We start from the raw sequence: 23,928 nt of genomic DNA on the forward strand, positions 1-23,928 counted from the left end.
TGGGAGAGGGAGAGGGAGTATGTACGGGCTTATCGGATTGGGAATACTTGTCGTGGTATTCGCTGCGTTGTATGGAATCAACCAGCTAAAAATAAAACAGACGGAGGAGAAGGTGCCTCCGCTTGGACGATTTTTGGAGTGCGATGGAATCAAGCTGCACTATATACGAAAAGGAACGGGAACGCCAGTTGTGTTTTTGCATGGCGGTATTCTATCCGTTCACGATTACATCGAGGCAGTGGAGCTGGTCTCGCAAAACTACCAGGCGATAGCGTTTGACCGCCCGGGATACGGATATAGCGAGCGACCAGGAACAGGGCAGGCGACACCGGCCGATCAGGCGCGTTTGCTGCATGGCGCACTTCAGCAGCTGGGGATAGAAAAACCGGTTTTGGTCGGTCATTCTTGGAGCGGCTCCCTCGTGCTTGCCTACGCGTTGGCCTATCCCGATGAACTTTCCGGGATGGTGCTTCTAGCCCCAGGTGCTTACGGAGGAGAGGCTTATCCTGCCGGGGTAGCCGACATTATCCTCTCTCGGATCGTCACGGCTCCGCTGGTCGGAGACATGTTGGTCCATACGGTACTGCCACTGCTGGGACGAATAATCGTGAAACGACTGGTAAGAGCCACATTTGCCCCAGATCCGGTTCCGGCTGACTATCTCCGAGTTGCGGAGGCGCTTTGGCCAAGACCGCTTCAATTAAAGGCAAATCGAGAGGATATTTTAACGTTTAGTCCGGCAGTAGAGGCGATAAGCAAGCGATACGGTCAGATTTCACTGCCGACGGTGATTGTCATTGGTGAGGACGACCCCTTTAACCCTCACTTGCAAGCATACCCGTTACATGAGGCAATCCCGCATTCTCACTTGCTTGTACTTCCAGACGTCGCTCATATGATTCCCAAGATAAGGCCTGATGCAATCTTGCAAGCACTTGCGTATTTGGAGCGCTCCCGAAAGTCAACTACAGGTAATCCCCCCTAACAGCCCTTCTTTCGTGTATAATGACGTAGAAACGTATGGTACCTTTAGTTTGATGCGACGGCAGCCTGGATCAGGGCTGGCGGATGTGCACCTATACACGGGAACGGGAACCCAAGTAGACATACATCGTATCAACAGACAGTTGGAGAGGACGGACGGGTATGAGATATGGATTACAGGACCGACCTGTGCTGGGAATTACATTGCTGGCGGCGCTGCAGTGGTTGTTTGTCACGTTGTCCAGTACGATCGTGGTCCCTCTGGTGATAGGGGACGTGTATGGACTGGATGCTTCAGAAACAGCCAAACTGATGCAGCAGACGATCTTCTATGCAGGTTTGGCGTCTCTCCTGCAGGTCTTGTGGGGGCATCGCTATCCGATGATGGATGGACCGGCTGGTCTCTGGTGGGGGATCTTTGTTATCTTGGCCCAGATTGGCCAGAGCATCGGTCAGGATGCGCGGATGATCGGACAGTCATTTCAGACTGGTTTGATGCTGGCGGGTCTTCTTTTTTTTATTTTGGGCATGTTTCGCTTGATTGAGCGGATTCAGCTCTGGTTTACTCCTATCGTAACAGGAACCTATATGACCTTGCTGGCGGTTTCCTTATGCAGTGCATTTATCAAGGGGATGCTGGGGATCGGCTTTCAGCAGTCCGAGACGGTTCAGCCTGAGGTGGCCATTGCATCGGTGCTGATCATGATCCTGGTGCTAGTATTTACACGTATTCGGCAGGTCGCCAGTTTTGCCGTCCTGCTCGGAATTATTGTGGGATGGGTCGGTTACGGCATGTTGGGATGGGCCGAACCCGTCAGGGCCAGCGATGAGGCGATCGTGCTGCCAGGACTCCTCTTTTGGGGGCCGCCGGCCTGGAATGGAGGCGTACTGCTGACCAGTTTGTTGACCAGTTTCGTCCTCTTGACCAACCTCATCACCAGCATAGCTGTTGTCGGCAAAGCGGCAAAAGAGGAGCCAACCGGTCGGCAGTACAACCGCGGTGGCGTGTTTACAGGAGTCTCCCATGTCATCTCCGGCGCATCCGGAGTGGTTGGCATGATCCCCTTATCGCTGGCAGCAGCCGTTATCGAGACAACCAAAATGGCCGCGAGAAGACCGTTTATCCTCGCCATGCTGGCAATGATGGCCATTGGCATTCTGCCCTCGGTGTCACAGTTTTTGGCATCGGTACCATCGCCTGTGGCGTACGCAGCGATGTTTGTCACCTACACGCAACTGCTTGGATTCGGGTTAAAAGATTTTACCAAAGTGGAGATGGACGAACGAAACATTACTGTGATCGGAAGTTCACTTTTGATCGGCATCGGAGTGATGTTTGTTCCATCGGCAGCTTGGCAGGGCCTGCATCCGCTGCTCAGTTATCTGCTGGGAAACGGACTGCTGCTTGGTGTGTTGGTTTCGCTCCTCTTGGAGCACATCATCCTGCCCCGCCGCTCCAAACGTAAGGATGGTCCAGGTAGAAACAAGCTGGAAGCTTCATGACTTTTTTCCATCAAAAGCGGGCGAAGCCAGTATCCATTATTCAGAGAGGACCAACTTTGTAAAGACGGCTTCCCCTCCGTTGATCTCGGTGAACATCCGGGCTGTCATGCCCAGGATCTTGTCGCGTTGATCGGCCGATACCTGTTGGTGAAAGAAGATCACTTGCAGCAAGTCGACGGCCTCCTCCGTAACAGATGTACGGACAGAATCGACGATTGGACTGCCGAATGGACCGTTCTCATCGGCCAACAGTATTTTTCCGCTCATATTCACTTCACGACCGTTCAGCGCCTGATAGCTGTCGCCTTCCCGACCAAGTCGGCAGACAACTTCCCCTCCCAACAGCTTGTAGTTGTAGATGCCATAGGGCAAGGCTTGCTGCACGGAGAGAAAGTTGTTCACGTCAACAGCAGTATTGATCCAGTGAAACGGATTCCCCTGCAGCAGCCGACGGAGCAGTGCTTCTGAGGATGGACGGTAGCGCGATGGATCAATCCCCAACCGTTTAAAATCTGCCCTCCATTCGCGCACTCCTTCCACTTCGGTCAGTTTGGTGAGTTCATGCTCCAGCCGAAGCGACTCCACGTACAGATTGACTCGTCCCTGCAGCAGTTTGGGGGAAGGAGTGACGCTACAGCCTTGGTAGTGAAGGATCCCCAGGGCTAGTTTAGGGATGCGTTCGGCAACAGATGGATCAATGGAAACCTGCATGCTTGACACCTCGTTCGTCCACTTTTTTTGTAGTATAGCTTCTTTGGGAGCTTCGCTTCAATTCTTTTTGTCTAAGGCTCTAACCTTTTGTACAATAAAAAGGGAACAATAGCAGGAGGCGATAACTGCTGATGAAAGAAGTGACAATCTACACAGATGGCGCCTGTTCCGGCAACCCGGGACCCGGCGGATGGGGCGCAGTTCTGTTTTACGGCGATCATAAAAAGGAGATGTCCGGTGCGGCCGAGCAGACGACCAACAACCGGATGGAACTGCAGGCTGCGATTGAGGCGCTGTCTGCGTTAAAAGAGCCGTGCAAGGTGAAGCTATATAGTGACAGTGCCTACCTAACTAACTGTTTCAAGCAGGGCTGGTACAAAAACTGGATCAAGAATGGCTGGCGGAACAGCAAAAATCAACCGGTCGAGAATCAGGATCTGTGGAAGGAGTTGCTGCGCCTCATGGAGGTTCATCAAGTGGAATACATCAAGGTAAAGGGCCACGCGGACAACGAATGGAACAATCGTTGTGACGAACTGGCCACGGGGGCGATCAAACAGACGTGACACAATCGACCTATTGGGAACAGACCAAGCAGGCGATCATCCAATACGCCAAGCAAATCGGCATTGATAAGATCGGGTTTGCCTCGGCCGACCCGTTTGTGGAACTGAAACAAAGATTGATGGAACATCGTCAAAGAGGGTACGAGTCCGGTTTTGAAGAACCCGATCTGGAAAAGCGAACGGAACCGGGGTTAAGTCTCAGCGGGGCGCAGTCGCTGATCGCGATTGCGATCGCCTACCCTTCCAAGATGCAAAATCCCCCCAAATCCCAGCCGGGTGCCTATCGCGGGATACTCAGCCGCTCGGCGTGGGGAACCGATTATCACCATGTGCTGCGCGAGAAGCTGGACAAGCTCGCTCAGTTCATCCGCCAACTGGAGCCTCATGCCAAAACCGAGTCAATGGTAGATACGGGGGCACTCTCTGACCGGGCCGTTGCGGAGCGAGCCGGGATTGGCTGGGTAGGCAAAAACTGTGCTTTGATTACGCCGGAGTTCGGTTCGTGGGTATTTCTGGGGGAACTGCTCACCAACCTGCCACTGCCGCCTGATACGCCTGTTGAAGAGGGTTGCGGCGATTGCAACCTCTGTGTGGACGCTTGTCCGACGGGGGCGTTGGTACAGGGAGGGCAGCTCAATGCACAGAAATGTATCGCCTATCTTACACAGGTAAAGGATTTTATCCCTGACGAATACCGGGGGAAGATCGGAAACCGACTGTATGGATGCGATACCTGCCAGACGGTTTGTCCTAAGAACAGAGGACGTCACAATGCTCATCAGCCGGCCCTGCAGCCGGATCCGGAGGTGGCGAAACCGCTGCTCCTGCCGATTCTATCGATGAGCAACAAGCAGTTTAAGCAAACGTTCGGCCATACGTCCGCAGCCTGGAGAGGCAAAAAACCGATTCAGAGGAATGCGATCTTGGCGCTGGCCCACTTCAAAGACAAGACGGCCGTGCCGGAATTGATCCGGCTGTTGGTCAACGACCCGCGCCCTGTGATTCGCGGCACTGCCGCCTGGGCATTGGGCAAGATCGGTGGGGAAGAAGCGGTACAGGCGTTAGCACAGGCGGAACGGAATGAAGAGATGCCAGAAGTGGTGACAGAGATCAGAAAAGGGTTGGAAATGTTGACGGGAACAATGTCGACGGGCTGACGCAAAGATTGATCCTGGGAGGAGAACAGATGGCAGGTTACGTAGGTTATGGTGTGATGGAGTCGCCAATCGGATCACTGTTGATTGCCTCTACGGAACAAGGGTTGTGCTTTATCGAATTCGGTACCGGGGACGCAGCTCTGCTTTCACTGGAACGCTGGTGCAAAAGGTGGGGTTTGAAAAGGAAAGAGGGCGCTCACTCAGATTGCAACCGGCAGGTTATCCGGCAATTGAAGCAGTACTTTGATGGCAGCAGACAAACCTTCGATCTGCCGCTCGATTTGTACGGAACCCCTTTTCAAAAAAAGGTCTGGTCTGAGTTGTTGAATATTCCCTATGGAGAGGTTCGTTCTTATAAGGATGTGGCATTGGCGATTGGAGCAGCTCGTGCCGTACGGGCGATCGGTGGTGCCAATAACCAGAATCCAATACCGGTAGTGATCCCGTGTCACCGTGTGATCGGCTCCAATGGAGCACTGGTCGGGTACGGTGGGGGCTTGTCGATCAAAGAGAGCTTGCTGCGATTGGAAGGCTATCTCCCTCAAAACGGTACGGCAGCAGGGGCCTAGCCTGCCTCTGCAATCATGAGCATGGTAGGAAACTGTCTCCGCATATACTTGGTAAAAACGGACGGAGGCGGAGATCGCTTGTGGAGATAACCTGGATTGAGCAGATGAAAGCGTATTTAGCGGACGTCAACCAGACATGTGTAGACGGGCGCAGCGAGCGTCTGGAGCGCTACTTCAAGGGTCAGCAGACCCTGCAGAAGGTTCGGGAGATGTGGCAGAGGCAGCCACAGCAAAATGATGGCAACGGTCTGATTGCTGCCAGACTGCAGGTGGTGCCGCTTGGACTGACGCTGATGGGTGAAGAAAAAGCAGAAGCGGTACTATCCTTGCATCAGCGGTTGTACTTTTTGCGAGAGAAGACCAGCTACCAGAGAGAGAGAAGTTGGGTGGAACACGTCAGTATGCAGCGGGAAGAGGATAACAGGTGGTTGTTTCTTGAACCATGGGGATCGTTTTTCCCTGACCGTTCCCGCAGGGAAACGGAGAGCGGCAGCGTGAGCCCGCTGCAGCCAGATGTTCAAGAAACCGCATACGGCGGGGGATACAACCGGAGAAAAGCAGTCTCCTATGCAGAAACGTACTGGAACAGTTACAATCCAGCCTACCGACACTTTGATGTCGACTGCACCAACTTCGTCTCCCAGTGTTTGCATGCGGGTGGAATCCCGATGGCATTTTCCAACAGCCGTAGCAAGGGCTGGTGGTATCGAGGCGGTTCCCGGGCAAACTGGAGCTATAGCTGGGCGGTTGCCCATGCTTTATACAGCTTGCTGCGTTCCGGAAAAGCCCCGTTTTACGCCAGACAGGTAGACCATCCGACGCAGTTGGAGATTGGCGACGTGATTTGCTACGATTTTGATGGAGACGGCCGCTGGCAGCACAACACAATCGTGGTCGCCAAGGATGCCAACAACATGCCTTTGGTCAACGCCCATACCACCAACAGCCGACACCGTTATTGGGAGTATCGGGATTCCACTGCCTATACGCCTAATATCCGATACGGTTTTTTTCGGATACGACCGGCGGGGGCGGCGAGTGTTTAGCGCCTCTGGGACTAGGGTTTTTGGTCCAGCTAGGCTTGGTTGGAAAAGTTGTTCCCTTTGGAAACGGGATGCTCACCGGCCATCCTATTGCTTTATCTACACACTTAGCCCAAACAGGGCTTTTTTTATGCGGAAGAACAGATGATATGGTTGTTTCAGCCGGTGAAAATGTTTATCCGAGCGGGATTGACTTATCCATCATCCATCGGTGGAAGACGTAGGCGTTATACGGGTTCGTGATGAAACATTTGGGCAAAGGGTGAAAGCGGTCGTTCAACCCGTTCAACATGCTGATCTGACAAAAGAGACAAGTCTGGAAGAGGAGCATCCCGAAGCGCAAAATTCCTGTTTTTGCTTGGGTATAAACAGGGTGATCAGGATTCGACGTTGATCGCACGATATCAAAAGGGAAAGCTTAATCAAAAGGGAAAACTTATACGGATGGATGGGCAGTAAGCAGCGCCGTAGCACACTTACACTGCTCTAAACTCAAGGACAAGAGTAAAAAGGAAAGTATCTATCGTACGGGTCTAGATGGTCGCTTTTACTAATGCTAAAGAAGGAAGTGTTAAACATTGAACCTAGAATCAGTTATGCAGGAGCTTGAAGCTCTCGGCAAGGAACGAACCAAGAAAATTTACGTATCCAATGGTGCGCACGAGCCGCTTTTTGGCGTGGCAACAGGCGATATGAAGCCAATGGCCAAGAAAATTAAGAAAAATCAACTTTTGGCTGAGCAGCTCTACGCCACAGGGAACTACGACGCCATGTACTTTGCCGGCGTCATTGCAGATCCACAAGCAATGACTGAAGCGGATTTTGAACGTTGGATAGATGGGGCTTATTTTTATATGCTGTCGGATTTTGTGGTTGCAGTAACCTTGGCAGAAACAGATATTGCGCAAGAAGTTGCCGATAAATGGATCGCAAGCGGCGAAGATCTGAGAATGTCAGCGGGCTGGAGTTGTTACTGCTGGCTTTTGGGCAATCGCTCGGACGGTGAATTTTCGGAAAGCAAAATTGCCAACCTGCTTGAAATTGTGGAAAACACGATTCACGATTCACCCGAACGAACTAAATACGCGATGAATAATTTTATCTACACAGTGGGGGTATCTTATTTGCCGCTCCACGATAAGGCGGTCGAGACCGCAAAAGCAGTAGGCCCGGTAGAAGTCAAACGGGACAAGAAAAAAAGCAGTTTCCTACATGCGTCCGAACGTATTCAAAAGGCAGTAGATAAAGGGCAACTTGGTTTCAAACGCAAGAATGTAAGGTGTTAAACTATAGCTTCACCACAAGAAACGATTTGGGGCAGGCAAGATTTCAAGCTGTGATGGAATAGAGTGTAGTTTGGATTTTGGAAGTATGAGGTCAGGGGTTCGATCTCCCTTGGCTCCACCATACATAAATACCAAGTACGCCAATATGGGCGTGCTTCAGACTGAAGAGAAACCCCTTGTTTTTGGGGTTTTTTGTTTTTACACACGTAATAAACAACAAGAAGTGCTTGAAAAAAATGAGATAGCCACCATCTATCTTACTTTTGCGGGTGTGAGTAAGCGGCAGATGCTTGATTGGTGTATGCACCAAACACCTGCATGCACCAAACTCTTGTCACTCCTTGCAGATTGGCTGCACCCACAGGCTCGCAAATGGGGCAGACAGCTTGTATAATAAGAAGTTGAGTACACTTGAGGTGAACGTCCACATGCCGCTACATATAGTTTTGCACGAACCGCTCATACCTGCCAATACGGGAAATATTGCTCGCACCTGTGCCGCGACGGGGGCACATCTGCATCTCATCCACCCACTCGGCTTTTCTACAGATGACCGTTACTTGAAGCGGGCGGGTCTTGATTACTGGTATGCCGTCAATGTCTTTCACTATGACAACTTTGCCCACTTTGCCGAGCGGCATGCAGACCGTTCAGGGCAGTTTTATTTTGTGGAGACTTGGGGTGGCAGGCGCTACACTGATGTTGCGTATCGCGATGGTGATTATATCATTCTGGGGAAGGAAACAACGGGACTGCCTCGTGAAATAGTGGAGCCGTACCAGGAACAGATTATTCGTCTCCCGATGAGCGACGCGACCCGTTCGATCAATCTGTCCAATTGTGCAGCCATCGTCGTGTACGAGGCGCTGCGGCAAATCGGCTTTCCAGGAATGGCCTAGAAAATCGACTGAAAATTTCTGGGGATCGATCGGACATGTTTAGGAAAAATTGGACCGAAAGAAGGGAAGGGGTAGACCCATGAGCACTCGCCATACGATTTTGTTTGACCTGGACGGGACACTATTGGAAATGCATACGGAACCCTTTGTAGCCAGTTACCTGAAGGAGCTAGGCGCATACATCGGAGACCGCTACGATACGCAGAAGTTGTTAGCGCTGATCTGGGACGCAACCAAAGCGATGATTATCAGCAAGGAACCGGATAAAACAAATGAGCAAGTATTTACGGAGAGTTTTCTGCGTGGATCGGGACTGCAAAAAGAGCAAATCTGGCCGCTGTTTGAATCGTTTTACCGCGATGTTTTCCCCAAGCTCTCTCACCTTACGTATCCATCCCCGTGGGCCAAACGAATTGTGGAGGAAGCAAAGAGCCAGGGGTACCGGACCGCTGTGGCCACCAATCCGGTTTTCCCGCGGGACGCGATATACAGTCGCTTGGCTTGGATCGACCTCACACCGGATCATTTCGATCTGGTTACGGTCTACGAGGATTCTCATCATACCAAGCCCAATCCAGGCTATTATCAGGAAATATGTGATCAGCTGGGTGTAACACCTGCTGACTGCATCATGGTCGGAAACCATATGCAAGAAGATATGGTGGCGAGCCAGTTGGGGATGAAGACGTTTTTGGTCACCAATTATCTGGAGGATCGCGGTGAGCCCGTGTATCCCGTAGATCAGCGGGGGACGATCGAAGAGTTGTATCAGGCGATTGCTGCCAGAACCGGTGTGTTTGCGGCAGTGTAGGGAGGAGACGGAACACAGAGAGGGTACGACCACAGAAAAGGTACATACCAAGGACAAGAGATGTGTTGCAGACAAGAAGTCCGTAACCCCCAGAAAAGAGTGCGTAAATCCAGACGAGAGTACATAAATCGATACAGGAGTATGTAACATACAGTCAAGACTGTGACAGAACAAGAAAACAGGGCATCGGCCACTGATGAAAAATTGTGGTGACGATACCCTGTTTTTTTTATGTACATTTTGTCCGCTATCGATATCGATGACACTGATGCAAGAATGATGATACTGGTGCAAAAAACAAGAAAAACTGCGGCTTCCGCCATCTGATCGGCGACAAGCCCAGTTTTTCCAACGGGAGTGTTTGCTGTCCGTAATCGTTCTGACAGATCGTTTTGACAGATTGTTTTAACAGACCAAAAGGATAACGGGTAAGAAAGGGAAGAAAAGGCCACTCGCCGTGACCGCTTCCTTTTCCTTACAGATTCCAGGTCTTGTCCTCGTTGTATCCTGCGGTGAGAATGGCCCATAGGAATGCACCAAAAACCAACGCAACGAGAAATGTACCCATGCGGACCGCTCCTTTCGCAACCTGAAGATTCACTCCCATTATATCGTAGCCTTCCCTGTTTGCAAACAACCTACCAACCTGATTTATGACAGTTCTGAGGCGCAACAAGTGCCGCCTGCTCGCATAAAAATAAGATACGAGCAATACAAAGCTTTTTGCGCATCCCGTCGGAGTATTTTGAAGAATGCAGGTTTGGCACAGGACATATAATTAACAGTACACTGCGAAGGCTGATGTTGGGCGGAACTGAGAGGAGTGAATTGCATGGATATCTTGAGACGCATCGCTGAACACCGGGCCCGTGAAGAGAAACTGGCGTGGAGAGGCACATTTGCTGAATACCTCGAACTTGTTCGGAAAAATCCTCATATTGCACAAACCGCGCATTCTCGCGTGTACAACATGATTAAAAACGCGGGAATCGAAGAAAATGAAGACGGTACCCGGACCTATACATTTTTTTCGCAGGAAATCTACGGATTGGATCGTTCCATCGAACGATTGGTCGAAGAATACTTTCACTCGGCGGCGCGTCGGCTCGATGTACGCAAGCGGATTTTGCTCTTGATGGGACCGGTCAGCGGTGGGAAATCAACGATTGTCACCCTGTTGAAGCGCGGATTGGAAAGCTACACGCGAACGGATGAAGGGGCGGTCTATGCGCTCGACGGCTGCCCGATGCATGAGGAACCGCTTCATCTGATTCCCCAGGAGCTTCGTCCGGAGATAGAGGCCGAGCTTGGGGTGAAGATCGAGGGAGAGTTGACACCGTATAACCGGATGCGGCTGGAGACGGAGTTTGGCGGCCGGATTGAAGATTTTCCGGTACGGCGGATTCTCTTTTCAGAGGCCAATCGGGTCGGGATCGGTACATTTAGCCCATCTGATCCCAAGTCACAGGATATTGCCGACTTGACCGGCAGTATTGATTTCTCCACGGTAACCACCTACGGGTCCGAGTCAGATCCCCGGGCGTATCGCTTTGACGGGGAATTGAACAAGGCGAATCGCGGTTTGATGGAATTCCAAGAGATGCTGAAGTGTGATGAAAAATTTTTATGGCACCTGCTTTCCCTGACCCAGGAGGGCAACTTCAAAGCAGGTCGATTTGCGTTAATCTCTGCTGACGAACTCATAGTGGCTCATACCAACGAAGCGGAATACAAAGCGTTTATCGCCAATAAGAAAAACGAAGCACTGCAGTCGCGGATTATTGTGATGCCGATTCCGTACAACCTGCGGGTAAGCGACGAGGAGAAAATCTACGCCAAGCTGATCAGACAGTCCGACCTCGGTCATGTCCATATCGCTCCGCATGCGTTGCGTGCCGCTGCGATTTTTTCTATTTTGACACGTCTGAAAGAATCGAAAAAGCAAGGCGCTGATTTGCTTAAGAAAATGCGCCTGTACAATGGAGAGGCTGTAGAGGGCTTTAAGGACGCCGACTTGGAAGAGCTGCGCAATGAGCATACCGATGAAGGAATGTCCGGCATCGACCCTCGCTATGTCATTAACCGGATCTCCAGTGCGCTAATCCGCCGTGATACGGAGTGTATCAATGCCCTCGACATTTTACGGGCCTTAAAAGATGGTCTCGATCAACATCCGTCCATCACCAAAGAGCAGCGGGAGCGTTTTCTCAACTTTATCTCTGTCGCCCGCAAAGAGTACGACGAACTGGCCAAAAAAGAGGTGCAAAAGGCATTCGTCTACAGCTATGAAGAATCGGCCAAGACGATGATGGACAATTACCTCGATAATGTGGAAGCATACTGCAACATGAACCGACTGCGTGATCCCGTGACAGGCGAAGAGATGGACCCGGATGAGCGTTTGATGCGTTCTATCGAGGAGCAAATCGGCATTTCAGAAAATGCCAAACGGGCGTTTCGCGAGGAGATCTTGATCCGGATTTCCGCCTATGCCCGAAAAGGCAAACGCTTCGACTACCAAACACACGACCGGCTGCGCGAGGCGATCGAGAAGAAGTTGTTCGCCGATCTGAAAGATGTTGTGAAGATCACCACGTCAACCAAGACACCGGATGAGCATCAACTGAAAAAGATCAATGAGGTGACCAAACGGTTAATCGAGGAACACGGTTATTGTCCGATCTGCGCCAATGAACTGCTGCGATATGTAGGCAGCCTGCTGAACCGGTAGTTGCAGCGCTGCAAGTAGGGCGCCCGGATCTGGCCATTCGGGATAACGCCATCATGGGAGTTGCGTCAGGATAAGGGAGGGGGGTTTTTATGGACGAAGCGTCTTTTGTGGTTTCCAAAGAAGATTGGTCCCTGCACCGCAAAGGCCACCAGGACCAGACCCGTCACCAGGAAAAGGTGAGAGAGGCGATCCGAAAAAACCTGCCTGATCTGGTAAGCGAAGAAAGCATCATCATGTCAAATGGCCGCGATGTCGTGAAGATTCCGATCCGTTCACTGGATGAATACCGTTTCCGGTTTAACTATCAAAAAGGGCAGCACACCGGGCAGGGAAAAGGAGACTCCAAAGTTGGCGACGTGATCGCCAAGGGCGGTGACCCTGCGCAAGGGGCAGGCAAAGGAAGCGGGGCGGGTGATCAGCCTGGGGCCGATTATTACGAAGCAGAGATCACCGTCGAAGAGCTGGAAGAAATCCTGTTTTCCGAGTTGGAGCTGCCCAATCTGGAACAGAAAGACCGGGATGAGATCATCGTCGAGGAGACACGCTTCAACGATGTTCGGAAAAAGGGCTTGATGGGCAACATCGACAAAAAACGCACCCTGCTCGCAGCGATTCGCCGCAATGCACTGGCAGGGTATAAGGATCTGGAATTGGGCATCTCCGATGAGGATCTGCGCTTCAAAACCTGGGAAGAAGTGATCAAGCCGCACTCCAATGCGGTGATTATCGCGATGATGGACACCTCCGGTTCGATGGGGATTTTTGAAAAGTACATTGCCCGCAGCTTCTTTTTCTGGATGCTGCGTTTTCTGCGCACCCGCTATGAGAAGGTGGAGATCGCCTTTATCGCCCACCACACAGAGGCCAAAGAAGTGACAGAGGATGCCTTTTTCTCCAAAGGGGAGAGCGGGGGAACCATCTGCTCCTCTGCCTATCGCAAGGCGTTGGAGATCATCGACAGCCGTTATCCACCGTCCCAGTACAACATCTATCCGTTCCACTTTTCCGATGGTGACAACCTGACATCAGACAACGAGCGGTGTGTAAAGCTAGTGAAGGAATTGATGGAGCGGTGCAATATGTTTGGGTATGGGGAAGTGAATCAATAGACATCTTTATGATATATACAAAAGAAACTCTCCATTTGTATGGAGAGTTTCTTAGTTGAGTAAGTGATATGCTGTTGTAAATTTTATACAAGGGTAAAAAGGAAGTATGAACATTGATTTTACCTATTGAAAAGTGTCTGCTTGATCAAATAATAACAACTCATGCAAAGGGTCTTGCCAATAAGGCAAGCTTGCTTTCCGGATGCCGTTTCATAACGGAGCGTTGCTTTAGTCGATACAACCGGGCGGAGCGGTTCCATGAATGAGCGAAGCAGCCGAATTTGCCCTGGATAACCTTGGGCTTTGATTTCATCAAACAAAACCACAGCATTTAAGTAGCCTTCTTCCATTCTCGCCTTGATATAGGATTTATAAGGATCGAGAATGCTCGTTTTTTTAACGTCGTTGGTATTTCGAGGGTCCATCCTTTTCTAGCCACTTACGTTTCACAATCCCATCATCAGTTAGCACGAGCATGAGTTTCGGGTTGGTAGATGAATTGAAAAATCTACATACTATTTAATACAAAGCTCAAAGACAATTATAGGGTTTATGCGGAATCAAGAGGGTTATCGGTTGCCCCTTTTTTGCATAATAAGACTCTGGATTGTCAACAGTAAATCAGACAACTTTTTTAAGGGGTGTCTGGCGATACTGAACAGGTGTCAAGTATCCCAGCGTTCCGTGAATCCGATGCTTGTTAAACCAGTTGACGTAATCGTATAGCTCCAATTCCAGATGACGAAGGCTTTGGAAGCTCATCTGGTTGATGAACTCCGTTTTCATGACTTTGTAGGTGGCTTCAGCCACGGCGTTGTCATAAGGACAGCCTTTCATACTGAGAGATCGACCGATTTCAAAGGTCTCTAGAAGTTCATCCATCTTTTCATTTTTAAACTCGCTGCCACGATCCGTATGAAACCACTGGATTTGACGCAGGTCGCCCTGTACCGTAGCAAAGGCGCGGGAAATCAGAGCAGCATTCTTATTGGAACCTGCACTATGGCCGATGATCTCACGATTGAACAGATCAATGAGCACACAAATGTAATGCCACTTACCTTGGACCTTCACATACGTTAGATCGCTAACGACAAAGCGCTTGGATTCCGTTTGCTTAAACTCACGATCTAGGACATTCGCCGTCGTCGCTTCATTGCAAGCCGTTTTATGGGGCTTATACTGAGCTATGGTGTAAGTGGAGACCAGCCCCTGCTCTTTCATGATTCGGCCAATTCGACGTCTGGAAGCGACCAAGCCGCGTTCTTGAAGCTTGAATTTGAGCTTGCGTGTGCCATAAGCTTTGCGGTTTTTGTGGAAAATCTCCACAATCGCTTCGGTGATCTCGTCTTCTTTTGGTGATTCTTTCGCTTCATAGTAGAACGTACTTCTTGCGATCTGCAGGTCGCCGCACATTGCTGATACCGAGTATTTATCACGATTGTTCCGGATGATAGCTACTTTCGTCCCATGATCAGCGCGGCTTGCTTTAAAATGTCGTTCTCCATTTTCAGTCGTTGATTTTCTTTTCGTAAAGCGATCAGCTCATTTTCCTTTGATGAGCGATTGTCCTTCTCCTTGAAGGAGCCTGTTGTCTGAGCTTGTTTGATCCATCGGTCTAAAGCCGAGGCGGTGAGGTCATATTCCTCCACAATCGCCGCTCTGGACTTCCCGTTTTCATAGAGTTGCACCATTTGTTTTTTGAATTCGGTTGTAAACGTGCGTCGTTGTTGTTGCTTGGGCATTGTAGAGATCCGCTCCTTAGCTTGATAGGTTTATTCTACAAGCCCTTATTTTTTCTGTCCAACTTAGTGTAGCCGATCCACTCCCGTTAAAGCGGGAGCCGCGGGATCAGCTCTATTTCGAACTGATCTTTTTTTGTCCATTCTTTTTTTCGGATGAATAACACCTTCTTAATGATCGATTTGAGCAGTTGATTTTTTTGCTCGGGAGTTTCTAGGCTGTAGTAACTTTCTAAGACAGCACGGACTTTTGGGACAATAGTTTTTTGATGCTTCCTTCTGTGAAGCTCCTCTTCGATTTCGGTTTGTAGTCTTGCAATAGAGGCTTCCACCTCTTTGATTTTGTCAGTTATTCTCTTGTGCCGTTGCAGAAAGATCTCTTCACTGTAAACTTTCTTTTCAAGCATCTCAAACGCAGTCTCCCTCATTGAGTTTAGCTCTGAAAGTTCCCTTTTTAGTTTGGTGATATTTCTCTCCTTGGTTTCCACTACATCCTCAGGCTTATCTTGTAAAGAAGCAGCCAATTCTTTCTCAGAGAGCGAGAACTTGTTGGCAAGAATCTCAAGAGATTGAAGGACACGTTGTTCTGCTAAGGGTAATAATACACCCTTCTGAATGCTTTGGCATCTAGGGTTAATGCAGCGCAACTGCGGATTAGGTCGATCTACTGTTCGAGTTAGATACAAGGCTCTCTCACATACGCCGCATTTGATGATTCCTGCCAAGGGGTTACTCAATCCCACACCTGCTCTAGCGGGAGCTCTCCACCTTTCGCGGAGAGCTGTGTTTGCTTCATTAAAAAGCTCTCGGCTTACTATTGCTTCATGCGCATTTTCATGACGGATCCACAATTCTGGGGGGACCTTCTTTCGTACTCTCTTACCATTTCGTTTAAGGTGTTTCTCTTTTCCCCAAATAATATGGCCCAAGTAAACCTCATTTTTGATGATATTCGAAACGGTAGATTGTTCCCAAAGGTCACCCTCTGGAGGTTTAACGTCTTGGGAGTCCAAATACTTTACAACAGCTTGACGACCGTGCCCACTTGCTATTAACTCAAAAATTTTCCGGACGATAGGTGCCTCTTCCGGATGGGGGATGAGCTTTAAATTTTCGTCACGAAGATACCCATATGGAGGCTTGCGCGTTATAGATTTTCCGTCTTTCGCAGAGCGTCTCCGACCTCCCTGTAGGCGCTTGTTAATTTGCTTAAGTTCTTCACGAGCAATGATCGATTTCACGCCAAAGAGAAGCTCTGCACCTTCAGCATTGCAATCAATAACTTCTGTTGGCGTGATGATCAAAGTTTCTGAAAATTTGAAGGCTCGGAAGATTGTACCGGCATCTATCATGTCACCTCGCCCAAGCCGGTCAAGGTCCATCACAACAACGCCGTTCACTAATCCCTTCTCGATCTGTCTAAGCATTTCCTGAGCTTCAGGACGTTCAGAAAGGTGTTCTCCAGAAACAACTTCTTCAAAAATACCAATTACGTTATGGCCTTCATGACGGATCAACTCCAATAGTTCTCGTCGATGCTTGTCCAATGTATCAAATGGTGTGTTGTTCTCTTGTGCTTTTCGTTCTTCTTCAACGTCTTTTCTACTTTTACGTAGATAAATATATACATCCAAGTTAGTAGGTCGGCTCATGCAATCACCTCTTCACGATTATAACATGGCAAAAAATCAAGGTGCGCTTGGGTATTACCGCATGTTTTTCCACTTATAATATGGGAAATAAGTGTAATAAAAGTATAATGAGTAATAAGACCCTGTACAGAAAAAGTGTACTATTAGCATGATGATTCTTTTCGCATTTATAGTACTATAGAGTCAATATCCAGCATGAAAAGTGTTCGTTTCAACAAGGGAATAGGCCCTAAATACCATAGGTGATTGCGAATCAGATATTATCCTAAGTACATATCTTAGTAGTCCGGTTTGGTTAACATGTAGTAGAGTCGTGAGGGATCCAATTATGAAAGTATATGAATTAAGAACCTTCGGCAGAATAATTAAAGGGATGAGAAAGGCTAAACGACTAAGCCAGGAAGAATTGGCGGCACAAGCAGGTGTTACGAGGCAAACTATCAACCACATGGAGAGGGGATCAAACACTCCGCGACTAGATACGATAGAATCAGTGGCAATAGTCCTTGATCAAACGCAGAGTGTATTCAAAGAATACCTCAAAATACAAAATGATATATCCGTATTGATTGAATGGGCAGAAAGATGTCAAGATACATATTCCTCTTTCTCAAAAGCTATAATAAAAAAGGCAATTCGTTTGTCGCTCCAAAACAATGACACCAATAAAGCGGTAAATGCTTTGTTCCAATGGATCACGTGGGAGTCAGCTAGAGGAAACAAAGTCAACCGTAGGAAGATTAATTACGTGACCCGATTTTTCAACTCATTAAACCAAGATAACTTCATTTCTCAACTCGCCTATTTGTACGGTATTTCATTCAAGAGTAACAAGCAATTCAGCGCTTTTGTTGAAATTGCGGAACGAATAATAGAACGAGTAAAAAATGAGGATGAGAAATTGGCAGTTCTTTGGTACCAGTATGCTAATGCAAAGTATTACCAAGGGGAAATCTGGAAGGCGTATCACGCATCACGTAATGCTTTAGAGCGCCAACATCTACTTAACGATGATTCAGTAAGGGCAAAGCTATTTTCGAGATGCGGATTAATATGCTTGCAGCTTAAAGCTTACCAGGAGGCATTGGTTCATTTTCATAGCTGCTTGATGCTCACTTTAGACCAAGACCTAAAGGATTTTTGTCATCTAAATCTTGGAAGAACTTATTACATGATGGGCCAATATGATATGGCGAGAGAGAAATGGACAAACCTATTGGGAACTTTGAAAGATGATGATTTTCGTAGGATTAATATTAATAACGATTTTGCGTGCATGGAGTTACGTTTGGGAAACTATGATAAAGCTCAGGAATGTATCCAGGAGGCCGAAAATCTTCTGCCAATTGCACGAAATAAAGGGTGGCATATGTATAATTCTGAGTTACTGTTACATCGTAGGAATAAAGCTATGTTACTATTTGAAACAAAGGGAGATGTTGGTCTTAAGAATGTACTTCAGATTATAAAAGAGTTGAAAGTTACTTATCTTCAGGACGAATATGATTCGACAAAAGACTATCTTGTCGATAAATTGGAAATTATGTACAATATGATAAATTAAAAGTACAAGGAGGTGTTAAGCGATGAAAAAGGTAATCTCGATCGCGATTAGCCTATTCTTAGTACTATCTGTCGGGATAATAGTCCCTGCGAAATGTGACACATGCAACTCTTATGATTCCAAGCATACAGTAATCGTATATGGACCTGGAGAAACAAGTTAACAATATTGTGTCGATTTACCGCGAAATGTAAAATGGACAATGTCGAAATTTGCGATAATGAACCTTGTTTGACAGACAAGACAAAAAAGTGGGTGTAGAATGGCGATAGAGAATATTCTATCGCTTTTTTATTTTGGAGCGAAGGATCATAACACAGAAAGTGTCAGTGATTAGGGGTGGTTGAATTGAGAAAGCAGAACTCACTGAATAGCCTAAGGAGTTCAATAGTCCCTGTTATTACGAAGGAGGAAAAAGATTTGATTCAACAATTGCTATACTTCCATAGCATATACAACGATGCTGATTCAATAATAAACAGAATCAAAAAGAACCGGTCACTGCTTGTCAGATGACCGGTTAAGTGCTTGTTTGCCAGCAATATATATACGTGCTTGCTCAATAATATCCTTTCGTTCATTTGGTGGCATGTCAGCAAGAAGATCTAGAAGTTCCTTAACCTCAGGGGTAATTGTCGGGTCATTACTGTAGTCATATTTCTCTGTAGGTTCCTTGATGAACCGTTGCTTCGCGTTTGCTAATAATTCATTCAACGAATCGTTTTCAATTGTATACTGGAAATGCTTAAGAATATCTAGTTTTGTCTTTAGATCAAGATTGTCAAAAATCATATCAGGAGTTACTTGCTTTCCTAATTTTTTGTGTGTCCCAGCAAAATCGGTTCTGTAGTCATCAAAAATCTCTATCATTGCCTCCGTTGTTAGACCAGTTATGTCGATAAAAAGGTCATACACATATTTCAAGAAACTATCAAGATTACTTAGTATATCAGGAGTTGAGAGTACGCGTTTCACATCCTCAGGGGCGGTTTCAAGAAAATCGGATATTACCTTGTCGTCTTGAATGTAACCTGCCTTGGACATCAATTCTTCATACGGAACCTTTAATGCTTCTGAGATTTTTTTTAATGTCTCAGGCTTTGGTACGCCGCGTTTGCCTGTTTCAATTCGAGAAATTTGAGCAGCACTAACACCAGAATAAACTGCTAGTTGGTTTAGCGTCATACCTTTGGCCTCACGTAATTGTCGAAGGTATTCCCCAAAAAAGTGCATCGTTCACACCACCTATTAACTCATATTCTAAAAACAATATTACCAGCAGGCAATACTATTATGATGTATTTAGAAAAAATCATTGTCAAAAGGAAAAATTAAGGTTATATTATTACCAAAGGGTAACAAAAAGTAAAAGCGTAGGAGGTGATAAAATGCACTTCGAAGACGGCATCACTGTTAAAGAAGAGTTCTTTCAAAACTATCTTAAGCAAAATAATATGTCTGAAGGTGAATTTGCCGAACTAATTGGTATCTCTCATAGTATGCTAAACAGAGTGCTTAACAAGAAAAGAAAGCCTGGAAGCAAGTTTATTGCCGGTGTTTTAAAGCATTGCAATGTGAAATTTGAAGATGCTTTTATTTTTGAAAAACTGTTACCAAAAGGTAATGATAAGTCCTCGGCTTAAATCCTTAGTTTATACATATGAGAGGAGTTCAGTAAATGACCAGGGTAGTCCCACTTAACAATCCGCATACCCTTAGACTAGGGAGGGATGCAGGTATGAAATACGATGAGCGCCCGGTTTTTGTGACACAAGTTGGTAACACAACCATCAAGATTCGTTCAGCCTTGCCCTTCATGACACCAGAAGAACAAAAACGTTGGTGGGATGAGAACAACCATTTACCAGAGGTCCGGATGTTCAAACGAGCTTGGATTCAGTCATTGCTCCAGGTTGCAAAGGGCGAGGCATCAAGGGATCACGATAGTGCTTAAGAAAGGCAAATCCTGGGGTAACTAGCGGCCAGTCATCATGAGATTATTTATTCGAGGAAATATTAGGCACTCCTTCTTCAGAATATCATTCAAACATTATCCGGAAATCAATACGGATTGGGTGCCTTTATATGCCACTAACAGAACATACATTCCTGTTTGTGTCGGAGTCTCGTCTCCGCACAGGCAGCACAGCTTAGAGTGTGCTGCCTGTGGGGTGGACGAGCGTCCGCCTTAGATCCTTGAAAAAAGAGTGTTTCTACACTCTATAGTGGCCCGAATGGCTATGTATAAGTTGTTCTACACAGCCTGTATGAAGGAGACAGTGGCCGTGAATGGCTCTGGTGATGCTTTTTCAAGAGTTGCCAAGACCTGCATGTGCAGTGAGCGATATGAAAAAGCCGCTCACCATCCCTGGGTGGCACCAGTGCGGCGTTGCGACGACCCGTTAGGTTGATCAGGTGACGATTTGATTAATTAACCGGTGAGCGATCGGGACAGAAACTCCTAGCTGTTTCCGCCGAAGTCTTGCTTTTCGTTCCTGTAATCATTTTGAATTAGGCAGGGTTTTAACCCTGCACACATGGCGCATTTTGTGTGACATGTGTGGATGGTTAAAGTCATCAATATAATGCAAGGGAGGATAAGGATAGTGGAATCTCGCTCTGACAAGAATCATAATCAAAAGATGCGTAGTCAGGTGCCATTCAACGTAAGGACCTACCTTCAAGACCAAGGCTTCAACCTTGCTATTGTTGGGAGCATGGTAAAGCGCGCAGAGGCATTCATCGCTACCATGGAATATGCACTAAACAGAAGTCTAACGAACATGGAGAAAAGAAAGCTAACCTGGTTAGCGACGTGTGACTGGGAGACATGCGATGTCATGCAAGGGATGTTTACCGAACTGGCTCAAAAGAAAGGATCGAACGTCAAAGAAGTAAAACGAATTCCATCCCGATCACACTATGAAAGATGAGCATGCACCATCTGCGGGTTTGGCAGCAAGTAGACTGTGTGATTGCAGTGGCATTTGCCGGGTTATCTGGCATTTTGTTTTGCTTGAATCTGCAGCTGCAGGTGGTTGTTGGTACCTGGTTTGCTGCACTGATCATTCCTGTATCTGGAGTGGCCGTAAGGCGTCTCATTCTTTGGAAGGCAAGAAAGTACTCAAATCAAATCGGGTTACAGCGAATGTTTCTTTTACGATTAAAAGAAACGAAAACAGAAATCTGGTGGGAGGTGCATGTACGTGAACCGTACAAGCCCATCAGTCCTACCCGCCTGTTGCGTCAGTACATTCGCGACCATCAGATTTTGTATCAACTAGCTCTGCAGCAGAAAAAGCGAGCCAAGTATATCGGAACGACTCATACCGCGCTTTGGCGGCTAACATTTAAAGCCGTGGCGGATCTGGATGTACAAATCAAAAAAGTCGAAAGTCTTGCCGATCCGTATGTACCGAAGGCAGAAAAGGAATGGCTGCGTGTTTTTCATAAATGGTATGGGACTGCAGAATTTCGGATCCCTCGCAATTGGGAGACCTGGGTAATCGAAATAAGGAAGGAAGGCGTTAAAAATGACTCAATTATACCTACAACAAGAGGACGAGCAGGAAGTGATTTTTCTCCGGCCCCGCGACAAGGGGATTTTATCGACGACTGATGAACCAGAAGAGTACACCGTCCCGCGAAACCGTGATTTGGATGAGAAGTCTATTGTCCATATAGAGTCGGCTCTTAATGGTTCGGCAATAAGAAGCAATGTTCGAAGTGCGAACAATTTCATTCAAATGGATGGGTTAACGATTAATACCATGAGAAACGGTCGCGTAATGGTAGTAACGTCAACCAAAGGGGGAATAGGAAAAACGACTTTGGCCATGTCGTTAGCACGCCATCTTCATGATTTAGGTAAAGGCAGAACCATCATTGTCGATCTGCAACATCCGCACGGAAATGTTGCATCTCGGCTGAGAATCAAAAGTGAAGTAAATGTAATGAGCTGGCTGCCGTACCTGCAGCAAGAATTGGACGAAGTGACACTTTTATCAAAACTGGTAGTACGGCTAGAAGAAGGATATTACGTACTTCCGGCAGTTGAAATTGGACAGACTTGTCCAATGGAGGCAGCGGCCGCCATCATCCGAGAGTTAAAGAGATACTTTGACTTAATCATCGTTGACATGGGTCCGGAACAACATGATCTCTTGGTTTCCGTGATGAAAGCAGCAGATAAAACTTTTGTAGTCATCGACTATGATTTTTCGACACTCAAAGATGTAGGTAACTATACAGCGTTATGGAAGAAGCAAGGGATATCCGATAATGTCTTTGCCCTTGTCAATTTTGATCGGGGCAGGAAAGGAAGGAATAAGATCAATCGGGAAACATGCGAACGACTGTTACGTGAAGTAGGAATCTCCATCGTGGGATATCTTCCAGAGGCGGATAATATGCGAAGCATCCATAATGAAGGAAAGTTGTTGGTGCATGAACAACCGAAACATCCTTTCACAAAGGCCTGCGGAGGCGTGTTAAAGAAAAGTTTCCCAGAAATATTCGCGAAGCCGAAGCAGAAAGAAGGATTCATAAAAAGATGGCTACGATAACCAATCAATCCTCGCTTACGCTGAGGATATTTTTTATTCCAAAAATGGAGGTGTGCAAATATGAAACGTATGACAGCAATGGGGATGACACTAGTGTTACTCATCAGTCCAATCTCTGTCTTTGCAGAACAGAAGGATGTCATCAAATTACCGGGGGCTACTGAACAGTACACGATCTATGATCAGGATGGGAATAGTGTCACGGTCACGTTCGATCATGAGGAGGATGAGATTCGGGTTGTCATTACGCCACCTGACTCCCCTGACTCCGATGAGGGAGAAGTTATTGTGATTCCCAAAGAAGACGAAGGAGGTGACGATAAAGATGACCATGATCGAGATGATGATAAAGACAACGGGAAAGACAATGATTCCGATAAGGACAAAAGCGACAGAGGCAGAAGAAACAATAGTAAAGAAGGGTCGACAGACTCTGGAGATAGGATTGTTTTTGTGCCGGCGAATCACTCGGACATAAAGGGTCATTGGGCCGAAGAAGAAATCTTGGCTCTGTCCAATATGGGATTTATTCAAGGGTATCCAGACGGTACCTTTCGCCCTAACAATCCCATCTCGCGTGCAGAGTTTGCAGCTTTGTTAGAGAGAGCACTAAATAAAATCGGGATTGAAAAAGAAGGGGAACAACCTCACACAAGGTTTAAAGATGTTCCTCAGTCATCTTGGTACTATCTTTCGGTCAATTGGCTAGAGAATAGGGGGAATATCCCAATCGACAAGTATCCAAACGGCCTTCTGAAGCCAAACGAACCGATTAGTCGAGAAGAAATGGCCCTGTGGTTAGCTAAAGAGGTCGCAAGTGAGAAAACCATACCGGCATATAAAGATTTGGAACAAATCAGGTTCCAGGAGGAAGTTCGGGAAGCTGCGGGAGCTGGATTATTGCGGGGTTACCCTGATGATACATTCCGACCACAGGGACTAGCCACCAGAGCAGAGGCTGTAACCATTTTGATGCGGTTTATGCTAGCAAATGGTGATAACCCATAACAAGGAGTTTATGCTTCTTGTTATTTCT

22 protein-coding genes and 1 pseudogene are annotated in these 23,928 nt (G+C 47.4%); 18 read left to right on the plus strand and 5 right to left on the minus strand.

From position 1 onward, the window contains the following. The first annotated feature begins 19 nt into the window (after positions 1–19). Entirely contained in the window at positions 20–985 is a 966-nt protein-coding gene (locus LOK74_RS01840; protein ID WP_230044932.1) for an alpha/beta fold hydrolase, read from the plus strand. Between the two features lie 161 nt (positions 986–1,146). Further along, on the plus strand, positions 1,147–2,487 hold the full coding sequence (locus LOK74_RS01845; protein WP_230044933.1) for a purine/pyrimidine permease: 1,341 nt from the start codon (positions 1,147–1,149) through the stop codon (positions 2,485–2,487). Between the two features lie 36 nt (positions 2,488–2,523). On the opposite strand, the gene LOK74_RS01850 is transcribed toward LOK74_RS01845, so the two are convergent. Next, positions 2,524–3,198 carry a B3/B4 domain-containing protein gene (locus LOK74_RS01850; RefSeq protein ID WP_230044934.1) on the minus strand — a complete coding sequence of 225 codons (675 nt, stop codon included), beginning with the start codon at positions 3,196–3,198 and terminating at the stop codon, positions 2,524–2,526. A 131-nt stretch (positions 3,199–3,329) separates the two neighbouring features. Here LOK74_RS01850 and rnhA point away from each other — a divergent pair, with 131 nt between their 5' ends. The 10 genes from rnhA to yhbH all read left to right on the plus strand — a co-directional run bounded on the left by rnhA (position 3,330) and on the right by yhbH (position 13,369). Next, complete coding sequence (gene rnhA / locus LOK74_RS01855; RefSeq protein WP_230044935.1) at positions 3,330–3,764, plus strand: ribonuclease HI; 435 nt, start codon at positions 3,330–3,332, stop codon at positions 3,762–3,764. Beyond that, complete coding sequence (gene queG, locus LOK74_RS01860) at positions 3,761–4,921, plus strand: tRNA epoxyqueuosine(34) reductase QueG (RefSeq protein ID WP_230044936.1); 1,161 nt, start codon at positions 3,761–3,763, stop codon at positions 4,919–4,921. The genes rnhA and queG overlap by 4 nt, the downstream gene beginning before the upstream one ends. A gap of 29 nt (positions 4,922–4,950) precedes the next feature. After that, a complete protein-coding gene (locus LOK74_RS01865) occupies positions 4,951–5,490 on the plus strand; it encodes a methylated-DNA--[protein]-cysteine S-methyltransferase (protein ID WP_230044937.1) in 540 nt (179 codons plus the stop codon). A gap of 80 nt (positions 5,491–5,570) precedes the next feature. Continuing rightward, complete coding sequence (locus LOK74_RS01870) at positions 5,571–6,536, plus strand: amidase domain-containing protein (RefSeq protein ID WP_230044938.1); 966 nt, start codon at positions 5,571–5,573, stop codon at positions 6,534–6,536. Positions 6,537–7,111: 575 nt separating this feature from the next. After that, a complete protein-coding gene (locus LOK74_RS01875; protein ID WP_230044939.1) occupies positions 7,112–7,819 on the plus strand; it encodes a DNA alkylation repair protein in 708 nt (235 codons plus the stop codon). 109 nt (positions 7,820–7,928) lie between these two features. Then, positions 7,929–8,213 (plus strand): hypothetical protein, encoded by a 285-nt coding sequence (locus LOK74_RS01880; RefSeq protein WP_230044940.1) that lies wholly within the window; start codon positions 7,929–7,931, stop codon positions 8,211–8,213. Between the two features lie 34 nt (positions 8,214–8,247). After that, positions 8,248–8,718 carry a tRNA (uridine(34)/cytosine(34)/5-carboxymethylaminomethyluridine(34)-2'-O)-methyltransferase TrmL gene (trmL, locus tag LOK74_RS01885; protein ID WP_230044941.1) on the plus strand — a complete coding sequence of 157 codons (471 nt, stop codon included), beginning with the start codon at positions 8,248–8,250 and terminating at the stop codon, positions 8,716–8,718. 79 nt (positions 8,719–8,797) lie between these two features. Further along, a complete protein-coding gene (locus LOK74_RS01890) occupies positions 8,798–9,529 on the plus strand; it encodes an HAD family hydrolase (RefSeq protein ID WP_230044942.1) in 732 nt (243 codons plus the stop codon). 832 nt (positions 9,530–10,361) lie between these two features. Continuing rightward, on the plus strand, positions 10,362–12,260 hold the full coding sequence (locus LOK74_RS01895) for a PrkA family serine protein kinase (protein ID WP_230044943.1): 1,899 nt from the start codon (positions 10,362–10,364) through the stop codon (positions 12,258–12,260). An 89-nt stretch (positions 12,261–12,349) separates the two neighbouring features. After that, a complete protein-coding gene (yhbH, locus tag LOK74_RS01900; RefSeq protein WP_230044944.1) occupies positions 12,350–13,369 on the plus strand; it encodes a sporulation protein YhbH in 1,020 nt (339 codons plus the stop codon). Between the two features lie 119 nt (positions 13,370–13,488). Here the strand turns inward: yhbH and LOK74_RS01905 are convergent, their stop codons facing one another. The 3 genes from LOK74_RS01905 to LOK74_RS01915 all read right to left on the minus strand — a co-directional run bounded on the left by LOK74_RS01905 (position 13,489) and on the right by LOK74_RS01915 (position 16,763). After that, a complete protein-coding gene (locus LOK74_RS01905; protein ID WP_230044945.1) occupies positions 13,489–13,794 on the minus strand; it encodes a hypothetical protein in 306 nt (101 codons plus the stop codon). Between the two features lie 196 nt (positions 13,795–13,990). Further along, a protein-coding gene (locus LOK74_RS01910) for an IS3 family transposase (protein ID WP_230044946.1) occupies positions 13,991–15,114 on the minus strand; the annotation gives its coding sequence in 2 pieces (ribosomal slippage) (positions 13,991–14,862 and positions 14,862–15,114; 1,125 coding nt in all). Between the two features lie 86 nt (positions 15,115–15,200). Next, positions 15,201–16,763: a recombinase family protein gene (locus LOK74_RS01915; protein WP_230044947.1), complete on the minus strand. Its 1,563-nt coding sequence runs from the start codon at positions 16,761–16,763 to the stop codon at positions 15,201–15,203. A 328-nt stretch (positions 16,764–17,091) separates the two neighbouring features. Between LOK74_RS01915 and LOK74_RS01920 the strand changes: the two genes are divergently transcribed. Then, positions 17,092–18,327 (plus strand): helix-turn-helix domain-containing protein, encoded by a 1,236-nt coding sequence (locus LOK74_RS01920; protein WP_230044948.1) that lies wholly within the window; start codon positions 17,092–17,094, stop codon positions 18,325–18,327. Positions 18,328–19,344: 1,017 nt separating this feature from the next. Here the strand turns inward: LOK74_RS01920 and rghR are convergent. Then, positions 19,345–19,560 (minus strand): annotated as a pseudogene (rghR, locus tag LOK74_RS01925) (transcriptional repressor RghR); the annotation flags it as partial. Positions 19,561–19,715: 155 nt separating this feature from the next. On the opposite strand from rghR, the gene LOK74_RS01930 reads away from it, so the two are divergent. The 5 genes from LOK74_RS01930 (at position 19,716) to LOK74_RS01950 (ending at position 23,900) form a co-directional block, all read left to right on the plus strand. Beyond that, positions 19,716–19,970 (plus strand): helix-turn-helix domain-containing protein, encoded by a 255-nt coding sequence (locus LOK74_RS01930; protein ID WP_230044949.1) that lies wholly within the window; start codon positions 19,716–19,718, stop codon positions 19,968–19,970. Between the two features lie 95 nt (positions 19,971–20,065). Further along, on the plus strand, positions 20,066–20,281 hold the full coding sequence (locus tag LOK74_RS01935; RefSeq protein WP_230044950.1) for a hypothetical protein: 216 nt from the start codon (positions 20,066–20,068) through the stop codon (positions 20,279–20,281). Positions 20,282–21,298: 1,017 nt separating this feature from the next. Beyond that, on the plus strand, positions 21,299–21,946 hold the full coding sequence (locus LOK74_RS01940) for a hypothetical protein (RefSeq protein ID WP_230044951.1): 648 nt from the start codon (positions 21,299–21,301) through the stop codon (positions 21,944–21,946). Continuing rightward, on the plus strand, positions 21,861–22,892 hold the full coding sequence (locus tag LOK74_RS01945; RefSeq protein WP_230044952.1) for a CpaE/TadZ family protein: 1,032 nt from the start codon (positions 21,861–21,863) through the stop codon (positions 22,890–22,892). Before LOK74_RS01940 ends, LOK74_RS01945 begins: the two co-directional genes overlap by 86 nt. Positions 22,893–22,952: 60 nt before the next feature. Then, positions 22,953–23,900 carry an S-layer homology domain-containing protein gene (locus LOK74_RS01950; protein WP_230044953.1) on the plus strand — a complete coding sequence of 316 codons (948 nt, stop codon included), beginning with the start codon at positions 22,953–22,955 and terminating at the stop codon, positions 23,898–23,900. The last annotated feature ends 28 nt before the right edge of the window (positions 23,901–23,928 follow it).

Source organism: Brevibacillus humidisoli, from assembly GCF_020923435.1.
Taxonomy (GTDB): domain Bacteria; phylum Bacillota; class Bacilli; order Brevibacillales; family Brevibacillaceae; genus Brevibacillus_E; species Brevibacillus_E humidisoli.